The sequence below is a fragment of the Arthrobacter sp. HS15c genome, from assembly GCF_040812005.1.
Taxonomy (GTDB): Bacteria; Actinomycetota; Actinomycetes; order Actinomycetales; family Micrococcaceae; genus Arthrobacter.
Window position 1 is genome coordinate 215,524 of sequence record NZ_JBFOHM010000006.1, and the last position, 15,182, is coordinate 230,705.

13 protein-coding genes and 1 pseudogene are annotated in these 15,182 nt (G+C 65.9%); 5 read left to right on the forward strand and 9 right to left on the reverse strand.

What is annotated here, in order from left to right:
* Positions 1 to 48: 48 nt before the first annotated feature.
* A complete protein-coding gene (locus ABV518_RS11910) occupies positions 49 to 1,563 on the forward strand; it encodes a helix-turn-helix domain-containing protein (protein ID WP_367767290.1) in 1,515 nt (504 codons plus the stop codon).
* A 105-nt stretch (positions 1,564 to 1,668) separates the two neighbouring features.
* Here ABV518_RS11910 and ABV518_RS11915 read toward each other — a convergent pair whose 3' ends face one another.
* From ABV518_RS11915 to ABV518_RS11925, 3 genes are read right to left on the reverse strand one after another with little or no spacing between them, the layout of a single operon-like run.
* The gene (locus ABV518_RS11915; RefSeq protein ID WP_367767291.1) at positions 1,669 to 2,700 is read right to left on the reverse strand and encodes a TAXI family TRAP transporter solute-binding subunit; all 1,032 of its coding nucleotides are present in this window, start codon (positions 2,698 to 2,700) and stop codon (positions 1,669 to 1,671) included.
* Positions 2,697 to 4,130 (reverse strand): sensor histidine kinase, encoded by a 1,434-nt coding sequence (locus ABV518_RS11920; protein ID WP_367767292.1) that lies wholly within the window; start codon positions 4,128 to 4,130, stop codon positions 2,697 to 2,699. The genes ABV518_RS11915 and ABV518_RS11920 overlap by 4 nt, the downstream gene beginning before the upstream one ends.
* The gene (locus ABV518_RS11925; protein WP_367767294.1) at positions 4,127 to 4,795 is read right to left on the reverse strand and encodes a response regulator transcription factor; all 669 of its coding nucleotides are present in this window, start codon (positions 4,793 to 4,795) and stop codon (positions 4,127 to 4,129) included. The genes ABV518_RS11920 and ABV518_RS11925 overlap by 4 nt, the downstream gene beginning before the upstream one ends.
* 329 nt (positions 4,796 to 5,124) lie before the next feature.
* Between ABV518_RS11925 and ABV518_RS11930 the strand changes: the two genes are divergently transcribed.
* The gene (locus ABV518_RS11930) at positions 5,125 to 6,519 is read left to right on the forward strand and encodes an MFS transporter (RefSeq protein ID WP_367767295.1); all 1,395 of its coding nucleotides are present in this window, start codon (positions 5,125 to 5,127) and stop codon (positions 6,517 to 6,519) included.
* Positions 6,520 to 6,917: 398 nt separating this feature from the next.
* On the forward strand, positions 6,918 to 8,141 hold the full coding sequence (locus tag ABV518_RS11935) for a serpin family protein (protein WP_367767419.1): 1,224 nt from the start codon (positions 6,918 to 6,920) through the stop codon (positions 8,139 to 8,141).
* Positions 8,142 to 8,163: 22 nt separating this feature from the next.
* Here ABV518_RS11935 and ABV518_RS11940 read toward each other — a convergent pair whose 3' ends face one another.
* Positions 8,164 to 8,496: a hypothetical protein gene (locus ABV518_RS11940; protein WP_367767296.1), complete on the reverse strand. Its 333-nt coding sequence runs from the start codon at positions 8,494 to 8,496 to the stop codon at positions 8,164 to 8,166.
* A gap of 97 nt (positions 8,497 to 8,593) precedes the next feature.
* Between ABV518_RS11940 and ABV518_RS11945 the strand changes: the two genes are divergently transcribed.
* Positions 8,594 to 9,217, forward strand: a complete 624-nt coding sequence (locus tag ABV518_RS11945; RefSeq protein WP_367767297.1) for a TetR/AcrR family transcriptional regulator — start codon at positions 8,594 to 8,596, stop codon at positions 9,215 to 9,217.
* On the opposite strand, the pseudogene ABV518_RS11950 reads toward ABV518_RS11945, so the two are convergent.
* Positions 9,214 to 10,098: pseudogene (locus ABV518_RS11950) on the reverse strand (hydroxymethylpyrimidine/phosphomethylpyrimidine kinase). The gene ABV518_RS11945 and the pseudogene ABV518_RS11950 sit on opposite strands and share 4 nt — an antisense overlap.
* A 187-nt stretch (positions 10,099 to 10,285) precedes the next feature.
* Here ABV518_RS11950 and ABV518_RS11955 point away from each other — a divergent pair.
* Complete coding sequence (locus ABV518_RS11955) at positions 10,286 to 11,002, forward strand: queuosine precursor transporter (protein WP_367767298.1); 717 nt, start codon at positions 10,286 to 10,288, stop codon at positions 11,000 to 11,002.
* A gap of 137 nt (positions 11,003 to 11,139) precedes the next feature.
* On the opposite strand, the gene ABV518_RS11960 is transcribed toward ABV518_RS11955, so the two are convergent.
* The 4 genes from ABV518_RS11960 to ABV518_RS11975 form a co-directional block, all read right to left on the reverse strand.
* Complete coding sequence (locus tag ABV518_RS11960; protein WP_367767299.1) at positions 11,140 to 12,078, reverse strand: hypothetical protein; 939 nt, start codon at positions 12,076 to 12,078, stop codon at positions 11,140 to 11,142.
* 156 nt (positions 12,079 to 12,234) lie between these two features.
* Complete coding sequence (locus tag ABV518_RS11965; protein ID WP_367767300.1) at positions 12,235 to 12,984, reverse strand: dienelactone hydrolase family protein; 750 nt, start codon at positions 12,982 to 12,984, stop codon at positions 12,235 to 12,237.
* A 73-nt stretch (positions 12,985 to 13,057) separates the two neighbouring features.
* On the reverse strand, positions 13,058 to 14,371 hold the full coding sequence (tgt, locus tag ABV518_RS11970; protein WP_367767301.1) for a tRNA guanosine(34) transglycosylase Tgt: 1,314 nt from the start codon (positions 14,369 to 14,371) through the stop codon (positions 13,058 to 13,060).
* A gap of 33 nt (positions 14,372 to 14,404) precedes the next feature.
* Complete coding sequence (locus tag ABV518_RS11975) at positions 14,405 to 15,130, reverse strand: SRPBCC domain-containing protein (protein ID WP_367767303.1); 726 nt, start codon at positions 15,128 to 15,130, stop codon at positions 14,405 to 14,407.
* Positions 15,131 to 15,182: the final 52 nt, after the last annotated feature.

Below are 15,182 nucleotides of genomic sequence, written 5' to 3' on the forward strand. Positions count from 1 at the left end.
CTTTTCAGCACTTCCAAACACTTCGATAGGGGAAAAGCATGGAAAGAAATGCACTTCTTCGCGTATCCTCAAGAAATGCCCCCTTCAAGCTGGAACCGCAAAGCCGCCGCACCGCCGTCGTCCGCCGCCGCCCCGGAACTGGACGTCATCAGCCTCGGCCGCCGCGTCCGCCACTTGCGCAAGGCGGCCGGCATGACGCTCGATGACCTGAGTGCCGCCGTCGGGACTGCCCCCAGCCAGCTGAGCCTGATCGAGAACGGCAAGCGCGAGCCCAAGCTGGGGCTGCTGCAGCAGCTCGCCGCCGCGCTCAACGTTGGCATTGACCAGCTGCTCGGGGCAGAGCCGCCCAACCGGAGGGCTGCGCTGGAAATCGAGCTGGAACGGTACCAGCGGAGCCCCATCTACGAGTCCCTGAACCTGCCGAAAATCCGCATCAGCTCGCGGCTCCCCATGGATGTGCTTGAGTCGATGGTGGGCCTGCAGCATGAGCTCGAGCGCAAGCTGAACGAGCAAATCGCCACGCCGGAAGAGGCCCGTCGCGCCAACGGTGAACTGCGTGCCATGATGCGGGAGCGGAACAACTACTTCCCCGAGTATGAGGCCGAAGCCCAGAAGGTACTGACGAGCGTCGGGCACACCACCGGACCGCTGTCCCAGCACGTCATCGCCGACATCGCTGCCCACCTCGGATTCAGCCTCCACCACGTGGGCGACCTGCCGCATTCAACGCGGTCGGTGACCGATCTTAAGAACCACAGAATTTATCTCACGCAGAACCAGCGGACGGACCACGACCCCCGTTCCGTGCTGCTGCAGGCGCTGGGGCACTACGTACTGGGCCACCAGACGCCCAAGAATTATGGCGATTTCCTGATGCAGCGCGTGGCCACCAACTACTTCGCCGCCGCCCTGATGCTGCCGGAGAAGGCGACCGTGGAGTTCCTGCAGCACGCCAAGCAGGCCAAGGAAATCGCGGTGGAGGACATCCGGGACGCCTTCGCGGTCTCCTACGAAACCGCCGCGCACCGCTTCACAAACCTCGCCACCGAGCACCTGGACATCCGGACCCACTTCCAGAAGACGCACCAGAGCGGCATCATTTACAAGGCCTACGAGAACGACGGCGTGACGTTCCCGCAGGACCATACCGGCGCCATCGAGGGCCAACCGTCGTGCAAACAGTGGACCTCCCGGGTCGTGTTCGACGTCGCCGACAAGTTCCGCGCGTACAACCAGTACACCGACACCCCGGCCGGGACGTACTGGTGCACTGCGCGGACCGAGCGGTCGGCCAACGGTGAGTTTTCGCTCTCGGTCGGCGTGCCGTACGCGCACGTGAAGTGGTTCCGCGGGCGGGACACCACAGAGCGGTCAAAGTCCACGTGCCCGGACGAAAACTGCTGCAAGCGGCCACCGGCGGAGCTGGCCTCGGAGTGGGCCGGCAACGCATGGCCGTCTGCGCGGGCCCATTCGCACCTGCTGGCCGCCATGCCGCCCGGCGCGTTTCCCGGCGTCGACGAGACCGAGGTCTACAGCTTCCTGCAGGCCCACTCCGGGAGCTGACGCTCTATCACTTCCTGCGGGTTTTTGCCGGACGCTCGCTCACTTTCCTGTGGAAAGTGAGCGAGCGTTTCCGTGTTTGTTGCAGCAAATGAGAGAGCGTTTGGGTCACCCGTGGAGTTCGCGGTAGGCGGCCGCGGCTGCCGGGTGCAGCGGCAGCCCGGCCGTGTTGATCAGTGATTCGGGGCTCAGGAACTGCACGCCCAGGCTGGAGCGTGGAATCAGTTCGTCGGCGTGCCCCACGAGCAATTCGACAGTGCGCTTCACTGTCCGCCCGTCCAGGTCGTTCCGGCACAGGAGAAGATTCGCCACCCCCACCGTCCAGACAGCCGGAATGCCCTCGTAGCTGCCGGCGGGGATCAGCACTCGGTCGTAGTAGGGGCCGTACCGGCTCCGAATCGAGGGAATCAACGCCGAGAGGTCGAGGAATACCAATGCGGCTGCCCTGTTGCTGTCCGCAATTGCGGCAGTGGGGACGCCGCCGGACCAGAACAGAGCATCCACGGACCCGTCCTGCAGCGCGGCGAGGCCATCGTTGAGCCCGAGGTTCAGCACGCTGACTGTCTTTTCCGTGGCTGCGGGTCCCGCTCCAACAGCCGCCGCGCTGAGCCCGGCCGCCTCAATCAGGCGCGGGGTGGTCAGCGACGTTCCCGAACCGGGCTCACCCACAGCGACTGTCCTGCCGGCCAGCCCGGCGAGATTCCTGATGCCGGTGTCCTTACGCACAACGCAGTGGACATAGTTCTCGTAGACCCGTCCGAGGGCGGCAATACCGACATCCGGCCCGCTGTCCGCCCAGATCTTTTGGGCCGCAGCATCAGCCAGTGCTACGGCGAAGGTCGCCTGTCCGGTCAGCAACTGCCCCAGGTTGTCCAGGCTGCCCCCTGTTGTCAGTGCTGTCGCCTGGTCCGCCACGCCATGACGCTGGAGGGAGGCCGCCAACAAGGTAGCGAACTCAAGATAGAACCCGCCAGGTTCGCCCCCGGCCACGGTTACCGCGCCTGGACGGTTGTCGGGCGTACAGGCGCTGACCGCCGGCAAAAACAGTCCTGCCAGGGCGGCAGCGAGCCCGGCCTTGAGCGCGGTCCGCCGCGGCGGAAGGCCTCCCGGCAGCCCAGTCATGCCGGTAAGCCCAGTCATGCCGGGCCTTCCTCTCCCTGGTCAACAGCATGCGGAAACTCGATGCGCGCGATCAGGCCGTGCGGCGAGGCTTCCGCCAGCAGCAGGCGGCCCCCGTTGGCTGCAGCCAGTTTGTCCACAATGGTCATGCCCAGGCCGTTGCCGCTGATCGCCCGGTGCTCCGGGGAGCGCCAGAAACGGGATGTGGCAGCAGCCCGTCCTTCGGCGGAAAGCCCGGGACCGCCGTCGGAAATTTCGACGGCGACCGCCTCCTTGCGCACGCGGACCGCCACTGTGATGCGGGCACCGGCCGCGTATTTGACGGCGTTGTTGATCAGCTCGCCCACCATCTGGGCCAGTTCGGCGGCGTTGCAGGCGATGTGCACCGCAGGGTCCGGCGGGTCCGCCAGCAGGATCGAGGAGCCACTAAGCCGTGCCGCAGGGCTGGCGCGTTCGGTTTCCTCCTGCAGGACCGGGTAGGGATCAATGACGGCGGGGAGCCCGTGCGTCGGGCTCCGCAGCGGGCTCCCGGCAGAGTCTTCGAAGGCCCTGTGCTCTGCTGCTGCCAGCCGCAGTACTCCGTCCAGGATCTCTTCAACCCGTTCGAGTTCGGCGAGAACCCCATCTGCCGCCTTCCGTTCCCGGGCTGTCTGCAGTTCCAGTTGCAGCAAATCGATTCTCAACCGCAGGGCCCCGACAGGATTCCGCAACTGATGGGACGTGTCGGCAATCAGCTGGCGCTGGGAGTCGATGCTCTCGCTGACCGTCCGGGCCATCCTGGTGAAGGAACGGCTCAGTTCGCGCAGCTCCGGCGGGCCGGCCTCCGGAAGGTTGCCGGCCCTGCCCGTTGCCTCGAGCTCCGTTACCGCCGAATTCAGGCGGTGCACAGGGCGGAGCACCCATCCCGTCACACGGGCGGCACCGATGAGGAGCAACGCCGCGAGGGCGGCGGCGGCCACACCGACCAGGAGCCACCGATCCCGCAGTTTCTGCCGCGCCGCGTCGGGGTTTACTTCCAGGACCGCCTCGCCAAGGACCTGGCTGGCGCTGCCGAACGACCGGGAGATGACCTCAGACCCCGTTCCGAACGGCTGAAGCGGAGCGAGCGCTGTGTCGCTGAGGTTGAGGTTCGCCCTGGCGACGGCGTCCCGCACGTCGGACCTGTCCTCGCTCAGGCCGCCCGAGCGCAGCGTGCCCGCCTGGAGGCGGATCAGGACCCCCTCCCCATACAGTTCCGAGTATCTGTCCATCTCGGTCTGCAGCTGCGTGGCATCACCTCCGTCCGTCGCGGCGTCGAACGCCACCTGCGCGAGTCGGTTGAGCGAAGCGGCCCGGTTGATCTGGAGTTCCTGGGTGAGCTCGCGGCTGGCCGAGGTCAGGATCGCGGTGGAGGCGAAGACGACGATGAGGACGGCCAGGACGCTCAGTACTCCCAGGACACGCAGCTTCATGCAGGATCCGCCTCGACCCGGTAGCCCACGCCGCGGACGTTGATGATGAAGCCGGGGAGCTGGAGTTTCGCCCTCAGGCCTGTCAGATGGACGTCAAGGGATCGGGAGGAGGCAAGGAACGCATCGCCCCACAGCGCATCCAGGATCTGTTCCCGGGTGACCACCGAACCGGCATGGCTCGCCAGGAGGGCGAGCAGGTCGAATTCGGTGGCGGTCAGGGGCAGGACTTTGGGGCCGATCGCGGCCACGCGCCGTTCGAGGTCCACCTCGAGTCCGCCCAGCACGATGTTCCGCTGCCTGTTGTCTTTGGCGCGGCCCGCCCGCCGGGTGACGGCTTCGATGCGGGCGAGCAGTTCAACGAGTTTCACCGGCTTGACGAGGTAGTCATCCGCGCCGGACCGCAGGCCAAGCACCACGCTGCGTTCGTCGTCGCGCGCTGTCAGGATCAGGATCGGGACGGTCGTGACCTGGCGAAGCTTCCGCAGGACGTCGAGGCCGTCCATGTCTGGGAGGCCCAGGTCGAGCAGAATGACCTCAAAGCGCCGGTGTTCCAGAAGCGCATCAGCCCCGCGGGCAACCCGGGAGGCCGTGTGTCCGGCGGAAACGACGGCCGCGTCGAGGGCGGACGCCATGGCGTCGTCGTCCTCGACGATGAGCACATCCATGGCCTGTTCCTGTTCCGTTTGATCGGCGCTTTGTTCCCCATCCCGCCTTTGGAGATTACCCCGTCCGCAGGTTTCCGCGCTGCACCGGTCGCTGCACCGGTCCCTGCATGGGAAGACAGGGGGGGCCGGGCACAGGCCGAAGCAAAACCTAAGAAAGTGTTAGGACTTCCCCCTTCGCGTTGGTTGTGCGGTGGATCACGAATAGCTTGGATGGGTCCCCGGCTTTCCGGGGACCGTCAATGTCGAGGAGGAACCATGGGCAACGTTGCCGTGGACAGCAAGGAAGTATGCCAGGGACCCGTGGCGGCCCCGGCCAGGAAGGTTCAGCGATGAGCACCCAGGAAACCGAAGTCCAGAGCGAGTCAGCCCAGACCCGCCGGGCCGTAAGCAACATCCTCAAAGGCTCGGCCGGCAACCTCGTGGAGTGGTACGACCTCTACGTCTACACAGTCTTTGCTGCCTACTTCCAGTCCCACTTCTTCAACTCCAAGGACGAGCTGCAGGCAGGCCTTGAGGCGATGGCCGTCTTCTCGACGTCGTTCCTGATGCGCCCCATCGGGGCCTGGTTCTTCGGCCGGTACGCCGACCGCAAGGGCCGCAAGGCCGCGCTGACGCTCAGCGTGACGCTGATGTCCGCCGGGTCCTTCGCCATCGCGATCCTGCCCACCACCCAGCAGGTCGGCGTCTGGGCGCTGGTGCTGCTGATCCTCATCCGCCTCGTCCAGGGTTTCTCCGTGGGCGGCGAATACGGCACCAGCGCTACGTACATGTCCGAGGCCGCCACGTCCAAGCGCCGCGGCTTCTTCTCCAGCTTCCAGTACGTCACCTTGATCGGCGGCCAGATGATGGCCCTGCTGGTCCTGGTCATCCTGCAGAACTTCATGCCCAAGAGCGACCTGACCGAGTGGGGCTGGCGTATCCCGTTCGCCATCGGCGGCGTCGCGGCGCTGGTGGTCCTGTGGCTGCGGCGTTCGATGGAGGAAACCGTCTCCGAAGAGCAGGTCCGTGCCGCCAAGGCGCCGCTCGCTCCCGGCGAGGCCCAGCCGGGCACAATGAAGCTGCTGTTCACGCAGTACTGGAAGCCATTGCTGATCTGCATCGGCGTCACGCTCGGCGGCACGGTGGCGTTCTACACGTACACCAACTTCATCCTGAAGTTCATGAACGATACGTCCGGCATCGCCAAGACCGACACCTCGGTCATCAACTTCTGGGCACTGTTCATCTTTATGCTGCTGCAGCCGGTGTACGGCATGATCTCGGACAAGGTCGGCCGCAAGCCCCTGCTCCTGTGGTTCGGCATCACCGGCGTCCTGTTCACCTGGCCGCTGCTGTCCACGCTGTCCAACACCAAGGACCCGTTCACCGCGTTCCTGCTGATGATGGGCGGCCTGCTGATCGTTGGCGGCTACACGTCCATCAACGCACTGGTGAAGGCTGAGCTGTTCCCCGCTTCCATCCGCGCCCTCGGCGTCGGCCTGGGCTACGCGGTGGCCAACTCGCTGTTCGGCGGTACGGTCCCGCTGATCGGCGCCGCCTTCCAGAAGGCCGAGCGCGTGGACCTGTTCTTCACCTACGTCACCGTCGCGATCGCCATCTCGCTGGTGGTCTACGTTTTCGCCCTGCGGAACAAGAAGGCCACCCACCTGGACCGCGAGCAGGGCGACGCCTGGAAGCGTCCGGCCAAGGACGACGACAAGGACCAGGACCTCGTGGACGCCTAGCGCCCCGCGGCAGAGGCTCCCAGGAGGGTCCGACGGCGGATGGCCGGCAATGCGGTTCCGTCCGGGACCGTGCCGGGCTCCCGCCGTCGTACCCGCCCAGGACGCTCTCGCAGATCCTGCAGGAAAACCCGGGACGCTCTCTCACTCTCCTCAAGAAAGTGATAGAGCGTTCCGGGTTTTCCTGCATTAAGTGATAGAGCGTCGTGGTGGGGGGCGGGGGAGGTGACCGGCGAGGCCCGGTCCGGCGAGACCAAAATGAGTGCAAAGCGTGACCGTACAGGCATCGCCTGCCGCCGCCGTCGCTGTTTCACTGGGAGCAGGCGGAATCCCGCCCTGGTGTGCCGGGGGAGGCAACAGAAGTGTTTCGTTTTCAGCGGGCGATGGCGTTGGGTGCGGTGATGGGACTGGCGGCGTGTGCCGCCCCGGCGCCGCCTGGGTTGCTCACGGCCGACGGCGTCGAACGGGCCTCGGTGGACCGCGCGGCCTTCCCGGGCGAACTTGCGGCGTTCCGGGATTCCGCCCTGAGGCTGGGTGATGCCCTCCTTGCCAGCGGAGACGGGAACGTCATCGCATCGCCGGGCAGCCTGCTGATTGCCTTGGCCATGTTGCGGGCCGGCGCCTCGGGAGAAGCTGCCGCGGAGATGGATGCCGTGCTGGGGCTTCCGGAGACGAACAGGGACGAGGCAATGAACGCACTCCTCGCCTCCCTGGAGGAGTACGACGGCGATCCGGGCTCAGTGGACGAGGACAACCCGCCTGCCAAACCGCTGGTGCATACTGCCAATGGACTCTTCGTGGACAGGAACGTCCCGACCGGCCAGGGGTATCTGGACACCCTGGCGGTGAATTATGGCACCGGCGTGTATCCGGTGGACTTCCGTGACGAGGCTGTCACCAAGCCGGCGATCGATGCGTGGGTCAACAAAAATACCGGCGGCCGGATCGAGAAAGCACCGGCTCCCTACGACCCCAGCAACACCTTCAGCCTGCTCAACGCCGTGTATTTCGCTGCCGCCTGGGACGTTCCGTTCGATGCCAACGACACCTCGGATGAGCCGTTTACCACGGCGACCGGCGGAACGGTTGATGTGCCCATGATGCACAGCCTGCAGGAAATGGCCTACGCGGAAGGTCCCGGCTGGCAGGCCGTGGACCTCCCGTACGGTGAGGGCTTTGTAATGCGGCTGGTGCTCCCGGCTGAGGATTCCGACGGCGGTGCTGGCGCCCTCACGGCGGACGGGCTGGCGCAAGTGGCGCGTGCCCTCGACGCCGCTGGCACTGAGGATGTTGACCTGGCACTGCCCACCTGGGACCACAAGAGCCACTTTGATGTGCGGGCCATCCTCGAGCAGCTGGGGCTGCAGCAGACCTTGAACACCACCCGCGACTTCGACGCGATCCAGCCGGGACTCATGATCACCCAGGCCGCACAGGACGCCAACATCACCGTGGCGGAGAAGGGGACGGTGGCCGCCGCCGTGACCCAGATCAACGGCATGGCGACGAGCGTCCAGCCCGAGCCTGCGCGGTCCATCACCTTCGACCGGCCGTTCCACTACCAGATTGTGCACGTCGGGACGGGCCTGCCGCTGTTTATGGGGAAGGTCGCGGACCCGCGGTAGGCGTGAAGTTCAGAGCCGGGGCCTAGCGCCCGCTCCGGCGCGAGTTGCGGCGGCGCAGCAGTGCGCCGTAGCCGGCGAAGAGGCGCGGCAACACGAGGTAGACCGCCACCGGGACCACCACGAGCGTCAGGACCAGCGCGCGGAGCACCGGGTGCCAGCCCTCGGTCAGGGGTGCAACCACGATCATGCCGACGGCGACCAGCGGGAAGATGGCCAGCCATGTGATGACGGCACGGACGTGGATGGAGGGAACAGGCGGCACCTGGACAGGAACCGAAGCCGGAGCCTGAACCGGAGCCTGAACCGGGGACGCGGACGCGGGAGCAGTCGTTATGGGGTCGAGGGTGCTGTTCATGGCTAACTCCAACTGTTTAGTTGCTTTTGATAAAACGAGACTAATGTGGGCTCCGCAAAAGTGCAACTACTTAGTTGGAAACGGGTAGAATCGGCGCATGGCATGGAACACTGACCGCACCAAAGCCCTGCTGCTGACTGCTGCCACGGAGGAGTTCAGCGACAAGGGCCTTGCCGGTGCCCGGGTGGACCGCATTGCTGCCGCGGCCGGCGTGAACAAGGAACGCATCTACCAGTACTTCGGCAAGAAGGACGACCTTTTCGACGCCGTGCTGGCCGCGGAACTCGTCCGGGTGATGGCCGAGGTCCCCATCGAGGGGCATGGCGCAGTGGACGTCGGTGAATACGCCGGCAGACTTTTTGACCGGCACACGAAAGACGCGGCCCTGGCCCGGCTCCTGTTCTGGGAAGGCCTGGAGCGCGGGAGAAACACCGTGGACCGGGCCACGCGCGCGGACCACTGCGCCGCAAAAGTGGAGCAGATGCTGGCAGTCCTGCCCGGCATCGACCGCACGGACGCAGCCGACCTGGTTCTCACTATCGTGACCCTGTGCGACGGCTGGACGGTGCTGCCCCAGATCGACGCTCTCCTGGCGGGCTCCGCCCCGGACCGCTTGGACCGCCGCCGGGCCTTTATCGTGCGGACCGCCACACTGGTAGCCGAGGACTTGCTTGCAGCGGCCCGGGCGGAAGACTCGCTGCTGGGAGACTCAGTAGGCTAGCGCGGACCGCCCTGCCAGAGCGCATCGAACGGAGCCCCGGAGGCCACCCGGTTGCGGATTCCCGCCGTGACAAAGTCCTTGGCCGCCCGGGCCGCTTCCAACGGAGTGGAGCCCTTGGCAAGTTCCGCCGTCACGGCCGCAGCGAGCGAGCAACCTGCGCCCGACACAGCCACCTCGCCCACCTTGGGGGCGCTGAGGACTTCGAGCGTCTCGCCGTCGTAGTAAACATCGACGGCGTCCGGGCCTTCCAGCCGCACGCCGCCCTTGGCCAGGACCGCGGCGCCGCTGAGCTCATGGATGCGGACGGCCGCGGCCTTCAGGGACTCGACGTCGGTGATCGCCAGGCCGGACAGCGACTCCGCCTCGAAGTGGTTGGGAGTGACGAACGTTGCCAGTGGCAGGATCTGCGCCTTCAGGGCCTGGTCGGTGTCCAGGGCATGGCCCGGCTCCTGGCCTTTGCAGATCAGCACGGGGTCCAGCACCACGTTGCGGAACCGGCCGTTTTTCAGTGCCGCCGCCACCGTGCCGATCGTCGCAGGGCTGCCCAGCATGCCGATCTTCACGGTGTCCAGGACGGGCCGCTCCGGCGCTGACCCTTCGTCCGTTGACACGCCCGACGCCGGACCGTAAGCCGCCGTCGTCGCCTCCAGCTGGTCCGCGATCACCTACTGGTCAACCGGCACAAAACGGTGGTTCCAGCTGTCGTTCGGGTCGAAGGAGACGATGCACGTCAGGTTGGCGATGCCAAACACGCCCAGTTCCTGGAACGTCTTCAGGTCGGCCTGCGCGCCGGCGCCGCCCGTTGCTTCGGAGCCCGCGATCGTGAGGACAACGGCGGGAGCGGCAGCGGGGGACTGGACATCAGCTGAAACGGGAGTCATGGCACTATCCTGCCATCCGGCGTCGGCCGCCCGCTTTGTGTTCCTGAACAGCGGAACTGACCGGGCAGGGGTCAGGTCCACAACACGTGGGAGAATTTGCGGTGACAGTGCTAATACAGCCGGCGTCCCGCGGACGTGCCCTTGAGGCAGCGGAGAACCGAGCGAACCACTACGAACGGACACTCCCATGCCTTCCCCCTCAGGCCCTGACGCTCTGCCCTTGACCCATGCCGGAACGGCGCCGAAATTCGCCTCCATCGGTTCGCCGTACTTCGGCATCATGCTGGCGTTTATGGCCGTGGTGCTGATCCTGTCCAACATCGGCGCATCCAAGGGCGTGGCGATCGGCCCGATCATCACCGACGGCGGCTTCTTCCTCTTCCCGCTGGCGTACATCCTGGGCGACGTCATCAGCGAGGTCTACGGGTTCAAAGTGGCGCGCAAGGCTATTTTCACCACCTTCGCGCTGTCCGTGTTTGCCTCAATCTGCTACTGGGTGATCATCGCGCTTCCAGGTTTCGACGACGAGTTCGGCACGTCCAAGCAGGCGGCGCTGGAAGGCGCGCTGGGGCCGGTTCCGCAGATTGTCCTCGCATCGCTGCTGGCGTTCCTGGCCGGCCAGACCATCAACTCCTGGATCCTGGTGAAGATGAAGGCCCGCTCCGGCGAGAAGTCCCTGTGGGCGCGGCTGATGGGGTCCTCCGGAGCGGGCGAATTCGTGGACACGCTGATCTTCTGCAGCATCGCCGCGTCCGTCATCGGCATCACCGACTTTGGCACGTTCCTGAACTACGTGGTGGTGGGCTTTGTCTACAAGACCCTGGTGGAGTTCCTGTTTGTGCCGGTGACGTCCCTGGTGATCGGCTGGATCAAGAAGCGCGAACCGAGCTACGGCGTCGTGTAGCGGCCGAAGCTGCGACCAGCGCCGCGTAGCTGCCACCCGGCGTCGTACATCCCGCTGGCCGCGAGATCGCGGGAACAGTGCTGAGTCGCCGGAACGCGCGGGCTACACCGAATCGTTCCGGCGATTTCGACGGCGGGCTAACGCCGCAGCGCCGTCAAGATGCGGGCCTTGAACTCCTGTTCGCGGAAGAGGTCCTGCCATTTCACGCGCACGAATTTCCAGCCATCTTCGGTGAGGGCATTTTCCCGTTGCCGCTCCTGGTACAACACCTCGGCGGTTGGCTTGTACTCGAAGTACTTGACCTTCCCATCAAACTCGAGTGCCACCTTCTGATCCTTCCAGGCAAAGTCCAGGCGGTACCGTCCGGCCCGGCTGTTCACCTCAACCTGCGGTTCGGGCATGGGCAGATTCAACCTTGCCAGCAGTTCACGGGTCAGGGTTTCACCTGCCGATTCGGATCTCGGGTCGGCGTTGATCAGAGCCTCGCGAAGATTCCTTATCCCGCGGCGCCCCGGCAGCGCCTTTGCCATGTCGTCCATCAACGCCAGATCCGCACCGAGCCTGAGCGCGTGATCCATGAGCACCAAGGCCTGCTGATAGGTGAGCATCATGGCACAATCCACAACTGTCCGCTCGAGCGACGTGACCCGGAGGTTACCTATCGTCACGATGTCGGCGTCCGTGTAGGGCGTGGTGTGCCCGCAGACGCCTGCGCCGAGGCGTTCAGTGGAAGGCCGGACTCGCAGCAGGATATGGATCGCGTCGTCCACGTTCCAGAGGAACAAGCCGTGCAGCCGCGCGGCTGATGTGTGGCTGTAGATGTAGTCTCCCGACGACGTCGTGAGTGTTCCGTGTGCGTGGGCGTGGATTAACTGGTTGCTGCGTATCGTGGCGGACTGTTTGTCCCATAGCTCACCGCGGATGTAGCAGCCGTAGCGAAGCCGGACCAGCTTCTTGTGCTTCAGCAATACTTTGATGGCCCGGGAATTGAGGCCCTTGTCGCGTAATTGGCCCGTTCGCCACAGGTTTCCGGCGTCCGGAAGCGTGGGAAGAAGGGCTGGCTGAGACTGTGTCATCCAGCCAGATTCCTGCAGCTGGGAGCAGACCGGTAGGCGCCGCCGTCGTTATGTGGAAAACCCATATCGCCGGAACGCGTCCCGATCGCCCGCGCGTTCCGGCGATCCAGCCGCCTTCCGGCGATTTCGACGGCGGAGGGTCACCGAATGCGCCGGTCAGCCCTTCAGCGTCCCGTCGAGGAGGGCGCGGAGCTCGCTGAAGTGCCGCTCCGTGGCCTCCGCATGGAACATGGACGTGTCCGCCATCGAGTAGCCGTGTGGTGCCCCGGCGTAGATCTCGTTGGACGCTTCAAGCCCGGCATCGTCGAGTGCCGCGCCCAGACGCGCAACGGCGTCGGGATCCATGCTCTTGTCGTGGTCGGCGTGGCCAAAAACGAACCGCGCCCGGGCTGTGCCCAGTCCCAGATGCGGGCTGTCTGCGGCGTCGCTCGCGAGCCCGCCGCCGTGGAAGCCGCCACAGGCTGCCACCGCTTCGGGGTGGGCGATCGCGGTGCGCACGGCGAGACGTGCGCCCATGCAGTAGCCGAACGCTCCGATCGGGCCGGGCGCGACGCCGTCGAGCGTTCCCAGCGCCTTCACCCACGCGTCGATGTCCGGCAGAGCTTTGTCCGTGGTGAGGGATCCGACGCGCGGGAACGCGGCCTTACCGGCAGCCGCCCGGCCCTCGGGAGTGGTCATGTCCATTACCGGGGCGAGTTCCGCGGCCGTGCCTTCGCGGTAGAAGGCGTTCGGCGCGAGGACCACGTAGCCCCAATCGGCGACGCGCTGAGCCATCTCCTCGATGCGGGGGCGCAGGCCGAACGCGTCCATGTACAGGATGACGCCCGGGAAGGGACCTTCGCCGGAAGAGGGACGGGAGACGATGGCCTCGGCGGTGCCTTCCGCGGCAGGGATTTCGATGAGCATTTGGTCAGGATATCGGAGGACGACGGCGGGACAGGACAGGGGAGCCCTCGCCCCCAGGAGCCGCGGCGGCGGCTCAGGAGTAGTACTGCGCCAGGGTCTCGGCCTTGAACTCGAAGAACCGGCCGGACTCGATGGCCAGCCGGGCATCGTCCACCATCTTCACCACAAAACGCTCGTTATGGATGGAGATCAGCGTGGCCGAGAGCATCTCCTTGGCCTTGAACAGGTGGTGGATGTACGCGCGCGAGTAGTTGGCGCAGGCGTAGCAGTCGCAGCCGTCCTGGAGCGGCCCGAAGTCGCGCTTGTACTTGGCGCCGGAGAGGTTGTACCGGCCGGTGGGGGTGTAGAACGCGGAGTTGCGGGCCACCCGGGTGGGGGAGACGCAATCAAAGGTGTCTGCGCCGTTCTCGATTGCCGTGAAGATGTCGTCCGGCTCCGAGATGCCGAGCAGGTGCCGCGGCTTGTCCTCGGGCAGCTCCTCGTTGCACCAGCGCACGATGGTCCCGAGGTTCTCCTTTTCCAGCGCCCCGCCGATGCCGTAGCCGTCGAAGTCCATGGCGCCCAGGTCCCGGCAGGCCTTCCGGCGCAGGTCCTCGTACTGGGCTCCCTGGATGACCCCGAACAGGGCCTGATACGGCTTGCCCACCCGTTCGGCGGTCAGCCGGAAGTGCTCCTCGAGGCAGCGAAGGGCCCACAGCCTTGTCCGCTCCAGCGACTCCTCCTGGTAGCCGCGGGAGTTCTGCAGCGTGGTCAGCTCGTCGAAGGCAAACATGATGTCCGCCCCGATCTGGTGCTGGACCTGCATGGAGATTTCCGGCGAGAAGCGGTGCCGGTCCCCATTGAGGTGCGATTTGAACCAGACGCCGTCGTCGTCGATGTGCGCCAGCCGCTCCTTGCCGGGGGCGACGGCGTCGTCCGGCCCGGAGGTGTCCACCGACTTCATGTCGATGACCTTCTTGAACCCCGAGCCCAGGCTCATCACCTGGAACCCGCCCGAGTCCGTGAACGTCGGCCCGGACCAGTTCATGAAAGCGCCCAGCCCGCCGGCCTCGTCCAGGATGTCGGCGCCCGGCTGCAGGTACAGGTGGTAGGCGTTGGCCAGGAGTGCCTGCGCGCCGAGGTCCGCCATGGATTCGGGCAGCACGGACTTCACGGTGGCTTTGGTTCCGACGGCGATGAAGGCCGGGGTACGGATCTCGCCATGCGGCGTGGAGATTGTGCCGGTCCGGCCCAGGAATTCGCCGCCGTTGTCCAGGACCTGCGCGGCCGACGGCGGGCAGCTGTCGGCGAGGCGGGTGCCAACCGTGAAGGAGAACTGCGACTGCTCGGCGGGCGTACCGGCGGCGGGCGCAGGCAAGGGCAGGGCGGAGGCGGGGTTGGCTGGCACGGTACCAGTGTGCCAGCTTTCAGCCCGGATGCCTCAGTGCAGCGCCTCTGATGTGGGGTAGTTCTCAGCCCGCCAGCCGTCCCACAGCGCCCGGACGGACTCGAGCTTGGACGCACCCAGATCGTACGTGGAGATGATCACCAGCGACCCGCCGTCGGGCCTGATCTCCTCGCTGACCGGCTGGTCGGCCACAATCAGCAGCCCGTCGCCGTGTTCCGCATAGCCGTGGACCGTGAGCCCCACCTGGTGGTTGCTGCGGAACCAGACTCTCCCGGCGATCTCCTCACCGGTGCCGAGCGTCAGCTCGTAATTTTCACCGGGTTTGGGCACGTCGGACAGGCCGAGCTTCTCGATGGCGGAGCCGGATTTCCCGGGGACCTGGAAGGACGACGTGTGTCGTTTGCCGTGCGGGTGCCGCTCCAGTGCGAACCGGAGCTGCTGCAGGAAAGTCAGCCAGCCCTGGGTGATGTCCTCGTCCCAGGCAGCCCACTCAGAGTTGTGGTCCATCGCTGCCCGCGTCACGCTGACCAGGGTCCCGGTGGGCACGGGTTTCAGATCGAAGATGTCCCCGCCATCGGTGGTCAGGCTGGTGTGGTCCGCGGCCTCGGCAACATTGTCGCCAAAGTAGATTTTGTCGATCTCGTCGGCCAGCTCATCGGTGTCCCAGCCGTGCCACTGGGCTACCTTGGACGGTTCGCGCAGCATGGTCCAGACCTGCGGCGCATCGGCATTGATTACCACGCTCAGATTGTTCGTCATAGCCCGAATGTACAACTGACGGGCACGGCCGGGTAGGGGGAATTTTCCCCCG

Coding starts and splice junctions, on each gene's coding strand:
- ABV518_RS11915 (WP_367767291.1), bottom strand. CDS start 2,700: ATGACTGGGCTTACCGGCATGACTGGGCTGCCGGGAGGCCTTCCGCCG.
- ABV518_RS11920 (WP_367767292.1), bottom strand. CDS start 4,130: ATGAAGCTGCGTGTCCTGGGAGTACTGAGCGTCCTGGCCGTCCTCATC.
- ABV518_RS11930 (WP_367767295.1), top strand. CDS start 5,125: ATGAGCACCCAGGAAACCGAAGTCCAGAGCGAGTCAGCCCAGACCCGC.
- ABV518_RS11940 (WP_367767296.1), bottom strand. CDS start 8,496: ATGAACAGCACCCTCGACCCCATAACGACTGCTCCCGCGTCCGCGTCC.
- ABV518_RS11935 (WP_367767419.1), top strand. CDS start 6,918: ATGGGACTGGCGGCGTGTGCCGCCCCGGCGCCGCCTGGGTTGCTCACG.
- ABV518_RS11965 (WP_367767300.1), bottom strand. CDS start 12,984: ATGCTCATCGAAATCCCTGCCGCGGAAGGCACCGCCGAGGCCATCGTC.
- ABV518_RS11925 (WP_367767294.1), bottom strand. CDS start 4,795: ATGGATGTGCTCATCGTCGAGGACGACGACGCCATGGCGTCCGCCCTC.
- ABV518_RS11975 (WP_367767303.1), bottom strand. CDS start 15,130: ATGACGAACAATCTGAGCGTGGTAATCAATGCCGATGCGCCGCAGGTC.
- ABV518_RS11955 (WP_367767298.1), top strand. CDS start 10,286: ATGCCTTCCCCCTCAGGCCCTGACGCTCTGCCCTTGACCCATGCCGGA.
- ABV518_RS11960 (WP_367767299.1), bottom strand. CDS start 12,078: ATGACACAGTCTCAGCCAGCCCTTCTTCCCACGCTTCCGGACGCCGGA.
- ABV518_RS11910 (WP_367767290.1), top strand. CDS start 49: ATGCACTTCTTCGCGTATCCTCAAGAAATGCCCCCTTCAAGCTGGAAC.
- ABV518_RS11945 (WP_367767297.1), top strand. CDS start 8,594: ATGGCATGGAACACTGACCGCACCAAAGCCCTGCTGCTGACTGCTGCC.